Here is a 17,398-nt window from a genome sequence, read left to right on the forward strand (position 1 = left end):
ACAAATACTAAAGATAAATTTATTTATCTTCACACTTCTTTTAATCGTAATCTAAATGCATGTAATAACGTGATGTTGTTTGACAATTTTAACAAATCATCTGTACTCGCTTTAGAAAAGGAAATGAATGAAAAAGCTATAATTATTGGTGAAAATTTATTTGATAAAATAAATAATTTACAACATGACTAAAGATAAGATCAAAGAGCTACAAAATAAAATTATTGAGGGTCTTAAAGTTTCTTCCAAAAGAATGATAGAAAACAAAAAGAAAATCAATGGAAAAATTGTTGTTTATGCGGATGGAAAAATTCAGACGATAAATGCCGTTGATATTAAAGACTAATACTGGAAATTCAAATTGAAAAAAAATCTCAAAAACCTACTTTACCTTGCTATCCTTGGGTTTGTAATAATCGTTTCTGTAAATCTATATGTAAAATCATCGACCAGCGATTTGATTTATCCTACTGCAAACAATCTTCCAAAAAATCAGGTAGGAATTATTTTTGGGGCCGGAATCAACGGCGATCAGCCCAGCAAATATTTAAAAGACCGACTGGATGCCGGAATTTTATTGTACCAAACACACAAAATAGACAAGATTCTGCTTTCGGGTGATAATGGCCGTGACGAACACGATGAACTAACGGTGATGAAAAATTACTGTTACCAACACGGTGTTGACACTACCAAAATCTACGTTGATTATGCAGGGTTTGATACGTACTCGACTATGTTTCGGGCGAAATCTATTTTCAATGTAAAAAGTGCCACTCTGGTTTCGCAGGAATACCATTTGAACCGGGCTGTTTATATTGGTCAGAAACTTGGTGTACAATCAGTTGGTTTTTCTGCTAACGAAGGAGAGTATCTGGGTTATAAATACGTTACTTTTAGAGAATACGGCTCTATTTTCAAAGCTTTTTTTGATGTTTTAAGAAATCGGGAGCCTCGCTTTTTAGGAAATCCAATTGACATAAACGGAGTTTCTAATTATTCTAAAGACGACAAAAGATAAGAGTACTAACACTTTCTTTTAAGTTACTACTTATTGTTAAATCGATCCTACATTTTCACCATAAGGTGGCCCTCATTTTCAGATCAAACGGACCACCTTTTTTTATTTAAGCTCATAATTGCTTTTGATTCATAACTAGTAAAAACACTTTTTCTTTTTAGGTGGCTAAATCCTGAATCGGTATAAAAACTACAGCTTATCTTTTTAAAGAGAAATGACTTCTAATTTGTTTTTTAATCCCCGGATTATTCATTTCTTCATAAGTTAAAACAAACCAGTAATCTGAAGCCAAGACAGGATTGTTTTTATAAGTACCATCCCATCCCGGACTGTTTTCTGTCAAATGGGTGATAAACTTCCCATATCGATCAAAAATATCAATCTCTACATAATTGACATTCTCCAAATTTATAACATGCCAGGTATCATTATAGCCATCGCCATTAGGTGTAAAAAACTTAGGATAATCCAATCCCGGTTTTTCTAACTCACAATCTTCATTGCTTAAAAAAATCACTTTTGCTACAGCCGAAAGTAAATGACATTCTTTACTGGTACTAACACTAACCGTGTAATTTCCTTCCTGAGTGGCTACATAGGTATTCGTATCGGCTCCAAAAATATCATTGCCATTGACCTTCCATTGATAAGAGACAATTTCCTGATTTGAACGAATATTTACCGTTAAATTAGCACTCTCTCCTTTGCAAATCCTTAAATTCCCTTCGATTGTAACCTCATCAGAAACGGTGTTCTCATCGATAACAAGAAAATCATCCATTAAAAGATTACAACTTCGCGTTGAAATTTTCGTCAATCGATACGTTCCGGTTTTAGCCGGAGTCTCTACTAATGTATGCAAACCAGAGCCATTGATCGTTACCGGAGATTGCGCTATTCCATTTAACGTATAATCTATTGTAAATGGACCCGGATCGATACTTGTAATTTCTACCTGTACCCCTGAATTCTCTCCTAAACAAAAATTCTGTCCATATTTAAATAATTTAGAAGTTGCGGTAAATGGTTCTTCCTTATTAATCACAAGAGTATCATCTAATGAAAAATTGCATCCCCCGGTTGACATCTTTATAATTCGATAGGTTCCTGCCTTAGCCGGAGCCGCTATTAGAGTATGTAAACCTGCGTTATTGATCGTTACAGGAGATTGAACAATTCCATTGAACTCATACTCGATTGTAAATGGTCCTGGAACTGAACTTGTAATTTCTATCTGCGCCCCTGAGTTTTCTCCCAAACAGGAATTTCCTCCATATTTGATTAATCTGGCACTGGCTTTAGGAGGCACTCCCTCCTTAATAACTAAAGTGTCATCAAGTGAAAAATCACAAGCTCCAACCGTAATTTTAGTCAATCGATAAGTTCCTGTCTTAGCCGGAGCAACTATTAAAGTATGCAAACCTGCATTATTGACCGTTACAGGAGATTGAGCGATTCCATCTAACTCATACGCTATGGTAAATGGTCCTGAATTTGAACTCGTAATTTGAACTTGTACGCCTGAAGCTGTACCCGAACAAAGGTTATCGCCATATTGGGCTAATTTAGCACTTGCGGTAAAGGGTTCATCATCGGTAATCACGAGCGTATGATCTAATGAAAAATCACATCCTCCGGTTGAAATTTTTACAATTCTATAGCTTCCAGCCACAGATGGTGCCGCTATTAAAGTATATAAACCTGCATTATTTATGGTTACAGGAGATTGAAGCACTCCATTAATTTCGTACTCAATTTTAAAAGGCCCCGGATCCGGACTTGTAATTTCTACCTGTACTCCCGGATTTTCTCCCAAACAGGAATTCTCTCCATATTTGATGAGTCTCGCACTGGCTTTAGGAGGCACTCCTCCGTAAATAACCAAAGTTTCGTCAAGCGAAAAATTACAAGCTCCGACTGAAATTTTTGTTAATCGATACGTTCCTTCTTTTGCCGGAGCTGTTACAAAAGTATGTAAACCTGTACTGCTTATGGTTACAGGAGACTGAGCTATTCCGTTCATTTCATATTCTATTATAAATGGTCCTGATTTCGTACTTGTCACGTTTACTTGTATCCCTGAACCTAAGCCTGAGCAAGAAACTCCCCCATACTTAATTAGTTTAGCACTGGCTGACGTTGGAGTTCCTTTATCAATAACCATTGTATCGTCAAGTGTCGAAGCACATCCTGCTGTCGAAATTTTAGTCAGTCGGTAAGTTCCTTCTTTTGCCGGAGCTGTTACTAAGGTGTGTAAACCTGTACTATTTAGGGTTACGGGAGATTGAAGTATTCCGTCAATTTAATATTCTATTGTAAAGGGTCCTGAAGCTGAACTTGTAATTTGAACCTGTATGCCTGCACCTGCACCCGAACAAAGAGTATCACCATATTTCACTAAGCTGGCAGTAGCCATCGCACTGTTAGACTTTATTTCTACAGGCGTACAAACTACCTCTCCTGCACTTGTATTATCTCTCACCGAAACAAGCGAATATACTCCGTCAGGCACCGGTTTTATTATATAAGGATTCACTGAGGTTGTAATCTCCGGGTACACAACTTCAGGAGATACATCTGTTCTTTTATAAGAAAAAGAATAGGGTGCTTCTCCGGAAAAATAAACTTTTAGCTTTGCTTCGTCTAAACAAGTGCCATTTTCCCCTTCCATTCTGGCAGCAGGAGCAAAACAACCATTTCCCCCCACAGCACCGTAAATTTCCCCTAATCCTTTTTTGGGATCAAAAACGGGTAAATAAAGTACTATTGCATCTATAACCTCCCCCATTTGATATCTGAAAGAGATTGATTTTCCTCCATTAATCTTATCAAAAACAGGTTTAATTTCAGCCAGAAAATTATTTTCATCCACTCCAAAAGCTTTGTAAAAAGGCGCTATTTTTTTGATGTAATCTTCTACATCAGACCAATTGTACTGCGCATCATAAAAATCCCTAAAACTGTGATCTCCTTTATCAGTCACCCCAAAAACAGCAGCATCATTCCAGTTAATTTCCGAAGCTTTATTATCCAGTACTTTTGTTATTCTATTGATTTGTTCGGCATAAAGACGATCCAGACCACTAGGTGAAGCCGGAGAAATGTAATCCATCAAATTTGTTGCAGCAACGGCAGCCGTACGGTTTTTAACAAAAACAGGTTCAAAAGCACCACTGTTCATCCCCTGATTGTAAGCCAAAGCAATTATTTTGACCGCAGCATAAGGATCTTTTGAGTTTTTAAAAAAATCGATGGGATTCCAACACTTCACGTACTGCCAGTACGCCACATTTCGGTAATCGTGATAAGCCTTAACAATCGATTGAAATTCAAAGCTGGAACCTACACTGGGAGTTGATGTAAATTGATCTTTTTTTACAAAAGGAATAAAACAGGGATAATTGGCATCTAATTCTGTCCAGCTCCCTCCCATTTCCTGCTGAAAATATCCTACTGCAACTCCTCCGCTAAGATCATAACAAAAAATCGGGGCTTTTGTGTCAAGACTCGGATATTTAGTAGTTACCCAACTGGGGGCTATCAATTTACTTCCTTCACAACCTGCATTAGATTCCTGAATAGCAGTTGCAAAATATTCATTAATGCTCATGGCATCAAAGCCCATTAAATTGGTAAATAAGGAATGTGAAACCGCCATTCCGATTGCCCAGCCTTTTCTGTTCTCAGGGATGTATACCTGCATCGGAACACCCCAGGCAAAAACACTTCCTTCCCCAATTTTTATTTCGTGTCCCCGCTACTGACAGACTTTAGCATACACCCGTCTGTTAATTTCTTCATACACTTAAAATTCTCGTAAGCCGGAGGTGTATAACAGGTGATACCTTTAATCGGAGAACCATTCAAAGTACCTGCATCAGGAGGGAACATTCCCGGTTCATACGTCATATTAATACTGAACGTAGTTGTTCCAACCGGAAGGTCACCGCCCCAGGTGTTTTTTTTAAGTTCGACAATCCCCTTATCCCCATTCTGAATCACGTCCATTCCGGACCACATTACAGCATTAGAAATTCCCGGCCAATTGAAAACAAAAGTATAATCCGGTATTGCTTTTGTGGTATTGTTATGCACTTTAAAATCCAAAACAATTGTTTTTCCATACTTACCAGTCATGCAAAACTCGTAAGTTACCTGAGAATAAACATGGCCAACAAATAAAAAACATATAATGAAGAAAACTTGTATTTTGTAATAATTCATAATCGTTTATTTGTGTTGAAAAAAAGCCAAATAATCGATTTCTTCTTCCTAATCGATTTTTGCTTTAGCTAATTTTCTTGTACCAAAAACTACTTCATAATTCCTTTTTTCTAAAAAAAGAAAAAAGGAATTTTAAAATCTAAATTGTATTACGTTTAATGATTAATTAACTTAAATGATTTTCGGTGTCCCTGATTATCAGTCACAACTACAATAAACAATTGCTTTGCAGAGAAACTTCTATCCTCCAGCAATAACTCTCTGTTGTTTTGAACATTCTTATACTTTAGTACAGCTTGCCCAAGAGCATTGTATACCTCAACATGGTCAATGTCTATTGCTTCAGTATGTATCGCTATTGCCAATGCGTTATTTTTAAAATAAGCAGTTATATTGTTAGCAGCTGTTTTATCGAATGCATCAACTGAAAGCGATTTATTAAAGTAGTTATGGTACTTATTAGAAAACTCGTATCCACTGCCACAACTGGCATCCCAATTGATAGACCAGGTCATGACACCTCTTATTCCGGGCTGCAAAGCAGATTTCATGGTATAGTTTCTTCCGGAAAATGTAGTTCCAAATCGTATATAGTCAAAAGCATTAATGCCTTTTTCGGGTGTTAGATATCCTCCGGCCGGCGCAGCATCAGGGCAGCTCGGAATTGCAATAACTATTTTAGAAGCTGGTAGTGGTGGAAAATAAAATCCTGTAGCCGCTACATTAAATCCTTTCATCATCATGTCAGACATCGCCACCAAAAAATCGGGAGTAGCCTGAGAATATGCTTTATTGTCTAAAGCATTTACAGATCCGGTATTGTACAATTGTACCATTAAAAGATCTAATTCATCACGCAGATTATGAATTACAGGTAAGAAAGAACCGGCTCCGTCTCCATAAACCGAATATCCAACCTGTACATAATAGGTTTCCGGAGCAGCAGTTAAAATAAAACCTGTTCCATAATAGGCCTTTAATTCCTTGAAAGCATCAATTACGTTTTTAAGTTTTGGGTAGGCCGAAATGGCAGCATAAGAAAAATCCTTTAGTGCTCCTGCTCCAAAATTCATAGAGCCGCCTTCAAAATCGATATCCACTCCATCAAAATTATATTGATCGATAATCGCTTTTATACCATTTACAAATATATTTTTCTGAGCAACGGTTTTTAGTTCAACATGACCATTTTGTCCGCCAATTGAAACGATTACCGGAATACCTTTATCTCTCAGGGTTTTGATATCATTTTTTAACAATTGCGGATCAAATACTCCGTTTGTATAATATCGAGGTTCATTTACGACGAAAAGTGGAGTATATCCATCTCTGTTAACCGTTTCTATAAAGGAATAAACGACAACATTATACTTCTTGTCTACCATTTGTCTAAAATACAGAAATGGTGCACTTGTATTTTCCCACTCCTGCGCATAACCTAAAATAACTTTAGATGGCAGCGGATTAAATTTTGAATTCACAATAGTAATAGACTGATTCAATAATTTTTCGTCGCCTTTATTGTCAACTGCTTTTATAATTATTGGATATTCTTTATAGCTGTTAGGAGTAAAAGTATAGCTGTAAGTATCTCCGGAACCTTTTATCATAGGAAAATAAGTTCCGTTTACATTTACGGCAACACTTGAAATTGTTCCATCTCTATCGGTAACATTTACACTTATTAAAACGGGCTGAAAACCGGAAGCCTGATTGATGGTATTAGATGCAGGTGTGACCCAGGTAATTTCCGGCAATACATTTGGACATACTGTACCTGAACATTGCAAATAAAACGGAAAACTATTTTCAGCTGTCGTACTATTAGAGGCTGTAGCTGTAGCTTTTAGAGTGTAATTTTTATTAAAATCAGCTGTTGCCGGTGTCCACGTTGCCGCATACTCTGTACCTGTTGTTGGCGTTCCTGTAATATTTATACCATTTACATTAAATACAACCGTTGACAATGTAGTCTTTCCATCCTCAAAAGTCATACTGGCATTTGCTTTAAGCTGTACAGCTGCTCCCGGAACTATTGCAAGGTTTGCAGCAGTAGGGCTCGTAATGGCCACTTGTGGAGCAACACCACTTGAATTGAAATTGTATTCTTTTGACGAAGCCGGAATTGGCAAATTAGCCAGATCTGTAGGGTAATAAACAACAGAGTTGTTATCCCAGGCATTCATTTTTAAACTTACAATGGTTGTATAACCCGAAAATATGGCATTGTCAAAACTATATTTCCCAGTGCTATCTGTTACAGCAACAAAAGTAGCATAAGGATGTGTACTATCTGTCCAGGGAAGACTTAGTTCAATTTTTGCGCCGGCAACCGGCACGGAACCATTTTTAACCGTTCCGCTTATTTTATTAGTTGGAGTGGCGTTTTGCGTAAAGTTTAAAACTTTATTTTCACTTAACACACTGTATACAGTAGAAGCCGGTGAAAATGTCATTCCGGTTTTGACAGCCGTAATGGTATAATCTGCTCCTGCTGTTAAACTGTTTATACTATAAGCTCCTTTTGAATCTGAAACCGCAGTGACATTAGCTGTTGTCGAAGCTGCAGTAACGGTTACTCCGGAAACTGCCGTAGTACCATTTAGTACCGTTCCGGTAATGGTATAAAGAGGTTGTGTACCTTGTACTACAATACCTGTCTGGTTTGCAATAACATTTGTTAGTTTTACCGGCGTAAAAGTATAGGAAACTTTTAAAGCGGTAACCGAATAATTGGCTCCCGAAACTACTTTGTTAAAAGTAAAATTTCCATCGGAAGATTTAACGGTTTGAATCACGGCATCATTATCATCTTTTAGCTGAACGGTGACATCCGCAACCAAATTTGCACCCATTTTTACAGCTCCACTAAACGTCAGAGTTCCTTCAACCGCAACATTAAACGAATTATTTATCTGACTCAGTAATGCATTAGGAACAGCTCCTCTGGTATCCTGAGACAATTCCCAAACCATACCTCCAGCTAAATTTTTAGACGCTATATATTTAGCTTTCAAATCGATCGACTGCTTGTCTTCATAAGAGATAAACTGTTTTAGTTTTGAGTTGTATAAATAAGGAACTTTGGTGGTATTATCAAAATATCGCACCCAGCCCGCAGCTGCTGCCGTAGGTGTAACCATCATGGTATTAGGATCAAGATAAGGATGCGGAGTGGTTACGGCATTCCCTACCAAATCGCAGATTTCAATACTTCCTGAATTTTCACATGGTGCACCTGTATCCCAGGTTCCAAGGGGAGGCTGTGCATTTTTACAGGCGGAAAGTACATCTCTTGGTGCGTCAACGAATAATCCGGGTAAATTAGGATTGGCTCCGTCATTGGCTACATGATCAAATTTTTTTCCGTAAAAAGGTATTCCCATGATTAATTTATTGGCAGGAATACCAACTACGTTCAAATATTGCGTGGTTAATTCATCTAATGATTCTGACTGTGTTGCACCATAAAGCGGATCGTTTGTGTTGCCACTGGCATACAATGGCGCATTGTAACAGGTTTTATCAAACCAGTTTCCTCCAAAATCATAGCCAAAAAAAGTGATGTAATCGCAATAGGTCGAAATATCTTCTGTCATTCCGTATTGCGCTCTGTTATTTGGTCCAAGATATTGTTTAGATACATTTCGAACGTTGTTCCCGGCCGCGATTGTAATTAATTTATTGGGCATCGCCTGACGCATTGCCTTTAATAAATAAACTAAATTTTTGTTGTCATCAGGATGGTATTTTTGAGGAGGAACCGTGGCACCATTCAAAATCTCGGTACCATCTGTACCACCGGAAAGGGGATATTCCCAGTCAATATCAAATCCATCAATAAACGGATAAGTGGTCATAAATTTTACCATATCGGCAGCCAAAGCAGCTCTTGCCACAGGACTTGCAGCAATTGGAGAAAGATCCTGACCTTTGGTCCATCCTCCCACAGAGATCAAAATTTTCAAATGAGGATACTTTTCTTTTAACTTCTTCAAGTCATAAAAGTTCCCTTTTACCGGGGCATCCCACGGAATTCCACCTTCCATATGCTCAAAATCAGCATAGGTATCCAAACATTGCAATTTGGTATTCTCCGGGTGGGCAGGATCATAACTTGTACCATAAAAAGAATAGTTTAAATGGGTCAACTTACTCGCGTCTATCTTAGAGACATTGAAATCTCTGCCATAAATAGCCCATTGTGCATAATAGCCCACTATTTTTTTGTTATGATTGGGCTGGGAAAATAATAAGATTGGAAATAGGACCGCAAAAAGCAGCAAATCGTAGTGTCGTTTCATACTTTTTTTTGACAAAATTACAATCAACTGACACAATCATCTTTTAAAATGTAATAAATGGTCGTTTCATGTAACGAAAAATACACATACCGTAATACTCACTGTCTAAAAAGGAGATTTTTTCTGCCACAAAAAAGTAAGGCCGCTTTGCAGAAACACTTTTGAATTATTTTTTACACCACTAACACCAAACAATCCCTATGAAAAATAAAACATTCCTTTTCGTATGGTTCAGGCACTGTTTATTATTTTATTTCTTAAAAGCAAAAAGAGGAAATTTCACAATGGTGAAACCTCCTCTCTTTTTTACTATAAAATCAGCTATTACTTCGTAGCTTTAATAAATTCTTCAAGCTGATCCATTTTTGCTGCATCGATCTCCTGAATACGTCTCTCACGTGAGATACCCAGAACATTTGCATTCTTAGCAGTACCTGTAGGTTTTGTAATTTCTAAATAATCTAGAAACAAATGACTTAAAAACAAAGGTGATTTGCCCGGTCGTATTTTGGTAATGACAGCCTGATGACAATAAAAACAGCTTATTAAATTACTGTTATTAATCTTATGTATGTCATCCTGAAAAGTCTGCGTATACGTTTCCATCGTAATGTTGGCCAGATTTACAGAACCTCTGGCTAATGCACCCGGAGTTGCGGTTGAAATGTTTTTTGTTACAAGTATTTTTACCTGATCTTCAGGAGAAACTCCATCAAAATCAAGCCATATAGAACCATTGTAAAAATAATTTCTAAAAACATCTTTCAATTTAGAGTCCACACATTTATTGATATTCTCGATATTATTAAAATTAGCAGGCTCCTTTTGACTTGTTGCCATAAAGTCGCCTGTGTTTAAATCCTTAGGCACTCCATATTCATAAAGAATAAATGCTTTGTTAGGAAGAACCGGCGAAGTGGCCCCTCGTAACCATCGGATGCCGTTGATATCTTTTTCTGTACCTTTTTCATAAAATAACTTTTCAGTTGCTGAGGTTACCGAATTGTTTTTCTTATCGTAAACAGGAGCCATATCCTTATGTTCGAAAGTGGCCCAAATAAATTCAGGATGATTTTTTACAATACCAACCACATGCATCCCTAACAAGGCCATCGTTTTTTTAACGTATTGTCCTTTGCTGTTTTTAACGGCGGCAGTAGTTGTAAAATAATCTTTTTGCTGTTCTTTTACAATGGCATCGATACTGATCCAGGAAACTTTTAGTTCTAAAGCCCCAACCGGAAAGGTCTCTGAATTTGAAACTGGCAATTTTCCATTGTTGATTAAAGAGGCTGCCGAAATTATTTTGTCTTTAAGCAGTTTATTCACGTGAATCGAATAATATACCGTATCAGCAACTTTATTAAATTTAGGATTGGAAAGCAGTACCCCTTTGAAACCTGCCTGATTAATGGAACTCAAGGTTAGTTTTATTCCCAGCTCTGGTGCAACATCCTCCATAAACGGACTTACAATATCCAATGAATCTATGAAAAAAGGATTCCCGCTTGGCAACGGCTTGGTTAGCCACAAAAATTTCTGCCAGGACCATTGGTGAAAATCACAATTGGTAGTATTGTCTGAATCAAATGGACTGCCGTCACCTTCTTTTGGCGCAGGTGTTTGCTCGTGAGGAAACCAGCTGGTCTCACACTCACAAGAATCAGGCGCTGCATTAGTAGAATAAACTCCATCCATCGCTTTGTCGTTGTTCTTGTAGTAGAAAAACAACCCAAGACTGGCTGCGATTGCAACAAGCAGCAGGGCAATAATAATCTGTTTTTTTTTCATTGTTTTGTTTTGTTTTTGATTTGTATGGTTATTCAAAAAAGCAGCTCTTTTGAAGGAATAAAAAAGATCGCCTAAGGCAGGCGATCTCTTATATCTAGTTAGGACAGGAATTTTTTTTGCAGATTTTCAATATTCCTGTATAGAATTGTTTGGGGAAAATTTTATTCCTAAGCCAATTCCTCTTTCAGATTCTTTGCTGCTTTTACCGGAGCTTTTGTAACAGTGTGCTCGTAGTAAGAGAATCCACCTGTTCCGTTCCATGCATTATCGATAGCTAAATGAGCATCAAAATCAGCTAAAAAAGCTCCAATTGCCGGAGGAGGGAAAGACTGAACATATTGTCCTTGTAAACTCACTACCTGAGTCACTTCACCAAATCCTGTTGGGTAAATTTTACCTTTTACCTGAACCACGATATGGCTGTCAGGACCGGCTACCGCCTGAGTAATTACTACTGTACCTGTAACTGAATGTTGTGACGGTACAACAACTAAACTAAATGATGCAACTGGAGCACCTGGTGTTCCAACATTTCCGATTGTGCCTTTTGCTAAATAAGCACCTGCTAATAAATTTGACATAACTTTTTGATTTAGATTTTTCTTACTCTTATGGCTTTTCAGAGACCGCCTCGTTTTTTTTAGTGGGTTCTGCTCCACTTTTATTCAACTTTATTTTTGTTCCCGGAGCTTCAACGCTTATTTTCACATTTACCTCTCCTTTATTGTCTGTCAGACCAGCGCCATACACTCCTTTTAAATCATCGTTGATGCACAATTCCAATGTTCCAACAACTCCGGGTGGCGTGCTTGCTCCGAGTCCGATTAAGAAAACGGTGTCTCCTACTTTACCTACAAGTGCACCTTCGTTTTTACCTGGAAGTGCATATCCGGGTTTGGCCTCAATAAAAGTTGGGTTTCCGGCTGAATTGTATAACTGACCGTTGTTGATATTTGGATTTGCCGTCCACAGACCATCCACATACCTGATGGTTGCCACTCTCTTCTCATTCAGTCGAACACCTGTGTTAAGCCATGGATAGGAATCTGTACCCGGAACAGGTTTTGCTTTTACTGTAAAATCGACTGGAGGCACTGCAAAATTGCAAGGCGGAATTGGCGTTTTGAATTCTTCATAATCAAAGTAATCTGCCAGAGCAAGACTGGTTCCTAAACCTACACCTGATTGTGATTGCATAAAGGTTATCGGACGGCTGCTGTTTCCGGTTGAATCTAAGGGGCTGTACCAGGTCCACAGATAGGTAGAATCCGGGTAGTTATTTCCTGAAGGCGGAAATAATACTCCTACAACTGTCACTCTATTATTTGGACAAAGTACAGGATTACTAGTAATAGTCGCCTGAATGCTGCCTTTTACTGCCGGAATCTGAACCCAGTTTGGCGGCTGTTGCGGAAATGGAAATCTTGCAAAACCAATAGCTTCTGTTATTTTGTTTCCAACATAATTAATCAAAAAACCGTTACCACTGTTTGGAGGTGGTGTTATTCCAGCTGGGGTAGGTCCTGTAAGAAGGGCTTGCTGAGCCGTAAATGGGTTGGTAGTATTGTACGTATATTTCATCAGCGTACTCTGACTTCTGTCGGATGAAACCTTATATTGTGCCGCATCTCTCCAATTGTATAAAACTCTTGTAGGCAGCGGATTGAATGCTGAGTTGACTGGTGTCATAAAAACGGACATCCCAAAATTGGTATTCCAGGTAAACAGGTTGTATCGGTTCGGATTACCAAAAGCAAAACCTTCTACCGCCGGAAGTACCAAAGGGTTGTTTAACGGATTGCTTGGTAAGCGGTCAAAATTGGAAAAGTAGGTGAATGAAAACATTTGAAAAAGTGCCAGCTGATTAACATCTCCCAGACCAGGCCTTGCAACAGGTCCTTGTCCGAACATAAGACGTACCGGTAAATTGGTGCCATGATCAAACCACATCCAGGTAGCAGGTGACGGATTGCTATTGCCCACCGGAATTTTCCACCAGTCTACTTTCTGTGCTTTCATCCAGTTCAGGTAGCTGGTTCCTGAACATTTAGCTTTATCGGTTGCATTTCCAAACCAATCTGTAGTTGGAATTCTCCAGCCCAGATTTATAGGAGTATAACGAATTCCGTCTGTAGATACTTCCGTTTGAGTTGGCGTAACTCTGTACCACCATCTTCTTCCGGAACTGCCTACCAGCAAAGCATTTAATCCAAGGCCTTCTGCGTAATAAACAGTGGCCGTACAAATTTCAAAAAATGGACTCGCTTGGTCCGCAGGGGTGCTGTTACTTTGTATGGGGCTAAAAGGGTGAAGTACACAGGTACATTTCCAAAATTGTGGAAGTCGGGGTTTCTGGCCTGAAAAAGGTTCCAAAACCGGGTATCTCGAATCTGGGATCGGGTCCACGCAGGTTGACGTGGAAGAGGATAAATCTTTCATGGTAATTAGTTTTTGGGGTTGCTATTTTTTATTCTTTGCTTTAGTCCGATTTTTCAAAAGCGATTATATCTTACTGATTGTGTTGCAAATAGCTCTTTAAAATCATCCTTTTTTATTTTGCCGAATAAAATTACAATGCTTATCAAGTCTTAAATAAAAAAATGTCATGAGACTGGTTTTTTTATCCATAAAGCACGTAATCAATGGAATAGAACTGTTTTTTTAGAAGTCAACGAAAGACATTGATTGTCAAAGAATTATCTCAAATCTAAGAGTACAGGTGTTTTAGTTGTATTGGGATCGATATACAAATCTGCTGCGGTAACCAATAGAACCTCAACTTCCATATAAGATTCCTCATAATTGAGTAGTTTTTTTAATGCGGCACATTTTTCGCTGACAAAATTCTGTCTGTTATATTCCGAGACATTTTGCACGATTAACATCCGAACTACTTCTTTAAAAGAGGCATTCGTAGACAGTTGAATCTGAAAAGCATCCGTCTCCGTTGTCAACAAAAGAAATTGGTCTAGATCGTAATGCTGCTCACAAACTATAAATGATTTGGCTTCTCTGGATTTCAGTTCGAGAAAAGATTTTCCCTCCAGCTCTACCCATCGGCCTAAGTCGCCAATTGCATATCGGAAAACCGGAAATCTTTTGCGGAAGGTATTGGTAATCGCAAGTGTACCGTATCCGTTTTCATCGGGATTTATAATTTCAACTATAATACCTTTAATAACCGAAAATAGAGAGGGTGTTTTGGTACAATGCGACCAGGCCCAAATTCCGGTTTCGGCAGAGCCATACATCGAATAAACTTGTTGAAATCCGAGTTGCTCCTGTAAAAACTTTTGTGTGTTAGGTCTTAAAAACTCCCCCGCATAAAATAAGTTTTCGATCTCTATTTTTCTGTCGTTCTCCTGTAAAAACTGAGCAAAACACAATAGTTTTGAAGGGGTTCCAAATATAAAATTGGGTTTAAAATGATGCGCCGCCTGTTCCATGTCTTCATAACTGGCGTGTGCACTTAAGGCTAAAGTGGTCGCCTGGCATTTCTCTAAAATATCGTCCATAATAGCGGCGGTGCGGTACATGTCGGAATAACCAAAAATGTTCAGGGCAATGGTTTCAGCCGTAAAAAAGTTGTTTTTGGTAAGTGCTGCTGCCAATGCAAGACGCTGATTGTGATTTTCCTGTATATCCACCGGAAAAACCAAAGGCTTTTGAGTGCTTCCGCCTGAACGAACAAGATATACACCTGTTTTTTCATCCTGCAGTTTAAATTTGGTATTCAAAATCGGCATTAACTCTTTTTTACTTAACAGGGGGGCTCCCGCTGCAAAGTCGTTTCCTTTGTAGAATTCAATATATAAAGGATTCTGTTTGGCCAATTCAAAATAATTTTGAAATACAGCATGGTCAATTTGGGCAGGAATACAAACTGGAGACATCATGAGGCGTTTTTATTTAGTTCGTTTTTTTAAATAATAGCTGTTCTTTATCAGAAGTCTGCCGTGATGAAAGAGAAACAAGCCTTTTTCCTTCCAGGAGGGTAATCGTTTCATAGCATGTGACAACCAGCGCTGTGATAACATTCCCATTAATTGCTGATCGTATCGATTGGTACTTTCCCGATACCGTTGTATTGAAACGGGAATCTCTAATTCTTTCCAGGTCAAATAACTTATCCGGGACAAACTGCCGTCAACCTCTCGTACTTCGATACAGGTTTTGTTCAATAAACCCACCCGGGAAGCTGCAGGCGTATTTTTTAAAACGCGATACCAAAAATCGATTCCTTCATTTAAAGAAACATCAACCTCGTAACGGATGTTCGTCAGCCGGTTTTTTCGAACTACCACATTGCTGCCCACACCCATAATAAAATCAGGAGAACTAACGGTATGCAAGGGATCAGGCATTACAAACAAATCATTCGAAAGGGAAATCAATTCTTTTTCAAAGGATTTAATGTTTGGCATATAATAATTAGAAGGAACTAGTAAAATTCCAAGAACCAAAACATCTATATGCTCCTTCTCCATAATCGCACTGACATCGCTTAAACAGGAAGAAACATAACAATCATCGGCATCCAAAAAACTAATCAGGTCTCCTGTTGCCAGTTCGATTCCCATATTTCTTGCGTTTCCGGGACCTTTGTTCTCTTTTAATTCAATAATCTGAACCTTTGTTTGCAGAAATTGTGGTGCAAAAAAGGAGAGTGCTTCTTTGAGATTAACAAGACTCTGGTCGGTACTAAAATCATCGACTATGATAACCTGCGCTGCTTTTTTATCCTGAAAAGCCAGAGAGCGAATCGTATCATAGACATACGCCTCTTTATTGTAAAGCGGTATAACAACTGTATGTTTCATGCTTTTACTACTGAGCGATTGGATAAATTAAGGCTCTCCCCTGATGTACATTTACAACCGATTCATCAGATCCTCTAAAAATGCCGGACCCGTAAGTTTTGTCGTCTTTACACAACAACATCCCTACTAAATAGATCTGGCGATTGTTTTCGGCATCGTTAAATTCTTTCTGATTTACAAAATGCTGAATCAGGTATTTGCCCCAATTTTCCCGAACAATTGTATTCCAGTTTTCGTTTGTACAGTCGCTTTTCACATAAGCTCCAATTCCTCTTCCTCCGCTGTTTAATTTTAAAATGAGGTTTTGCTCTGTATCCGTAAAAGCATCACAGCCGGCGGGATCCGTAATGACAAAACTCGGGATGAGGTAATTTCTCAAAAAGCTGTAGTCTTCCTCACTCAAATAATCCTGCATGATCTGGGCATCGTACATTACGGCCAGAACTCTTTTGTCATGAATTAAAATTAAAGTTCGAATGTCATTGAAGTAACTATTTTCTTCGACTAATTTATCCAGTACATCGGGACTGATTTTTTTTAGTTCTTCCCGATCCATTTCCAGTATAAATTGTGAAACTGCTACTCCGTTTACCGTTATTGAATTGTTTGAAATGATGAGGTCCTGAGGTTTTGCAGAAATTAGTTCAATATCCAATTTCGCTAATTCTCTTTGGGCATTAAAAATATCGCTGCCTTTTTCATCATCGTGAATGAGCGCTACTTTTCGATGGGGAGCAAACTGCTGGGAAAGATCGTCGATAAGATTTTCTAAATCAGTACCGCTGGTATGTGCTTTTTCATGATGCGAATTGGTACGATTGTGTATCAATTGTGAATAATAACTAATCATCCAGCCGTTTAGCGGATATCTTGCCCCTATTTCACAAATCTTAGGCTGATCGTTTGTATCATATAAAAAATCAGGGCGATAAAAGCCCTGATTATAGGTCTGGCTATTACTTTTTTTCAATATCCCTTCAAGGTCATTATCCAGTTGATAATAGTTCCGAATTCGGTTGTCTTCAAAATAATTTAAAACAATTGCTTTAGAGGCTTTGCTTAAAACAGCGCACAAACGATCCATTTCTCCATTGTATTCCGGATGAAGGACTACCGAGGAATTAGCAAATGAATCTCTGTGTAAGATGTTACCCTTTTGAAAATATTCAAAAAACAACTGATTCCATTTTTCCTGTTTATCAGCCTGATTTTGTTGCAGCTTAATTTTTGACATACGG

Annotated in this window: 12 protein-coding genes; 2 read left to right on the forward strand and 10 right to left on the reverse strand. The window is 38.2% G+C overall.

Annotation, left to right across the window (positions count from 1 at the left end):
• Positions 1-184 precede the first annotated feature (184 nt).
• Together OLM61_RS05150 and OLM61_RS05155 are read left to right on the forward strand one after the other, a co-directional pair.
• A complete protein-coding gene (locus OLM61_RS05150) occupies positions 185-346 on the forward strand; it encodes a hypothetical protein (protein WP_264525370.1) in 162 nt (53 codons plus the stop codon).
• A 15-nt stretch (positions 347-361) separates the two neighbouring features.
• On the forward strand, positions 362-1,021 hold the full coding sequence (locus tag OLM61_RS05155; RefSeq protein WP_264525371.1) for a vancomycin high temperature exclusion protein: 660 nt from the start codon (positions 362-364) through the stop codon (positions 1,019-1,021).
• Positions 1,022-1,217: 196 nt separating this feature from the next.
• Here the strand turns inward: OLM61_RS05155 and OLM61_RS05160 are convergent, their stop codons facing one another.
• The 10 genes from OLM61_RS05160 to OLM61_RS05205 all read right to left on the reverse strand — a co-directional run bounded on the left by OLM61_RS05160 (position 1,218) and on the right by OLM61_RS05205 (position 17,394).
• Entirely contained in the window at positions 1,218-3,185 is a 1,968-nt protein-coding gene (locus tag OLM61_RS05160; RefSeq protein WP_264525372.1) for a T9SS type B sorting domain-containing protein, read from the reverse strand.
• A gap of 138 nt (positions 3,186-3,323) precedes the next feature.
• Positions 3,324-4,724 (reverse strand): hypothetical protein, encoded by a 1,401-nt coding sequence (locus tag OLM61_RS05165; RefSeq protein WP_264525373.1) that lies wholly within the window; start codon positions 4,722-4,724, stop codon positions 3,324-3,326.
• Between the two features lie 38 nt (positions 4,725-4,762).
• Positions 4,763-5,245: a hypothetical protein gene (locus tag OLM61_RS05170; RefSeq protein WP_264525374.1), complete on the reverse strand. Its 483-nt coding sequence runs from the start codon at positions 5,243-5,245 to the stop codon at positions 4,763-4,765.
• A 155-nt stretch (positions 5,246-5,400) separates the two neighbouring features.
• A complete protein-coding gene (locus tag OLM61_RS05175; RefSeq protein ID WP_264525375.1) occupies positions 5,401-9,549 on the reverse strand; it encodes a glycosyl hydrolase family 18 protein in 4,149 nt (1,382 codons plus the stop codon).
• A 324-nt stretch (positions 9,550-9,873) separates the two neighbouring features.
• Positions 9,874-11,340: a hypothetical protein gene (locus tag OLM61_RS05180; RefSeq protein WP_264525376.1), complete on the reverse strand. Its 1,467-nt coding sequence runs from the start codon at positions 11,338-11,340 to the stop codon at positions 9,874-9,876.
• Positions 11,341-11,507: 167 nt separating this feature from the next.
• Positions 11,508-11,921: a DUF1842 domain-containing protein gene (locus OLM61_RS05185; protein ID WP_263361983.1), complete on the reverse strand. Its 414-nt coding sequence runs from the start codon at positions 11,919-11,921 to the stop codon at positions 11,508-11,510.
• Positions 11,922-11,949: 28 nt separating this feature from the next.
• A complete protein-coding gene (locus OLM61_RS05190) occupies positions 11,950-13,779 on the reverse strand; it encodes a hypothetical protein (RefSeq protein ID WP_264525377.1) in 1,830 nt (609 codons plus the stop codon).
• Between the two features lie 257 nt (positions 13,780-14,036).
• On the reverse strand, positions 14,037-15,236 hold the full coding sequence (locus tag OLM61_RS05195) for a hypothetical protein (RefSeq protein ID WP_264525378.1): 1,200 nt from the start codon (positions 15,234-15,236) through the stop codon (positions 14,037-14,039).
• A gap of 9 nt (positions 15,237-15,245) precedes the next feature.
• Entirely contained in the window at positions 15,246-16,160 is a 915-nt protein-coding gene (locus OLM61_RS05200; protein ID WP_264525379.1) for a glycosyltransferase family 2 protein, read from the reverse strand.
• A 7-nt stretch (positions 16,161-16,167) separates the two neighbouring features.
• Positions 16,168-17,394, reverse strand: a complete 1,227-nt coding sequence (locus OLM61_RS05205; protein ID WP_264525380.1) for a hypothetical protein — start codon at positions 17,392-17,394, stop codon at positions 16,168-16,170.
• Positions 17,395-17,398: the final 4 nt, after the last annotated feature.

Source organism: Flavobacterium sp. N502536 (assembly GCF_025947345.1).
In the GTDB taxonomy this organism is placed as follows: domain Bacteria; phylum Bacteroidota; class Bacteroidia; order Flavobacteriales; family Flavobacteriaceae; genus Flavobacterium.

Excerpts from the sequence above, each read along its gene's own strand:
- OLM61_RS05165 (WP_264525373.1), bottom strand. The coding sequence starts at position 4,724 with ATGCAGGTATACATCCCTGAGAACAGAAAAGGCTGGGCAATCGGAATG.
- OLM61_RS05205 (WP_264525380.1), bottom strand. The coding sequence starts at position 17,394 with ATGTCAAAAATTAAGCTGCAACAAAATCAGGCTGATAAACAGGAAAAA.
- OLM61_RS05200 (WP_264525379.1), bottom strand. The coding sequence starts at position 16,160 with ATGAAACATACAGTTGTTATACCGCTTTACAATAAAGAGGCGTATGTC.
- OLM61_RS05150 (WP_264525370.1), top strand. The coding sequence starts at position 185 with ATGACTAAAGATAAGATCAAAGAGCTACAAAATAAAATTATTGAGGGT.
- OLM61_RS05160 (WP_264525372.1), bottom strand. The coding sequence starts at position 3,185 with ATGGTTATTGATAAAGGAACTCCAACGTCAGCCAGTGCTAAACTAATT.
- OLM61_RS05175 (WP_264525375.1), bottom strand. The coding sequence starts at position 9,549 with ATGAAACGACACTACGATTTGCTGCTTTTTGCGGTCCTATTTCCAATC.
- OLM61_RS05190 (WP_264525377.1), bottom strand. The coding sequence starts at position 13,779 with ATGAAAGATTTATCCTCTTCCACGTCAACCTGCGTGGACCCGATCCCA.
- OLM61_RS05170 (WP_264525374.1), bottom strand. The coding sequence starts at position 5,245 with ATGAATTATTACAAAATACAAGTTTTCTTCATTATATGTTTTTTATTT.
- OLM61_RS05180 (WP_264525376.1), bottom strand. The coding sequence starts at position 11,340 with ATGAAAAAAAAACAGATTATTATTGCCCTGCTGCTTGTTGCAATCGCA.
- OLM61_RS05195 (WP_264525378.1), bottom strand. The coding sequence starts at position 15,236 with ATGATGTCTCCAGTTTGTATTCCTGCCCAAATTGACCATGCTGTATTT.
- OLM61_RS05185 (WP_263361983.1), bottom strand. The coding sequence starts at position 11,921 with ATGTCAAATTTATTAGCAGGTGCTTATTTAGCAAAAGGCACAATCGGA.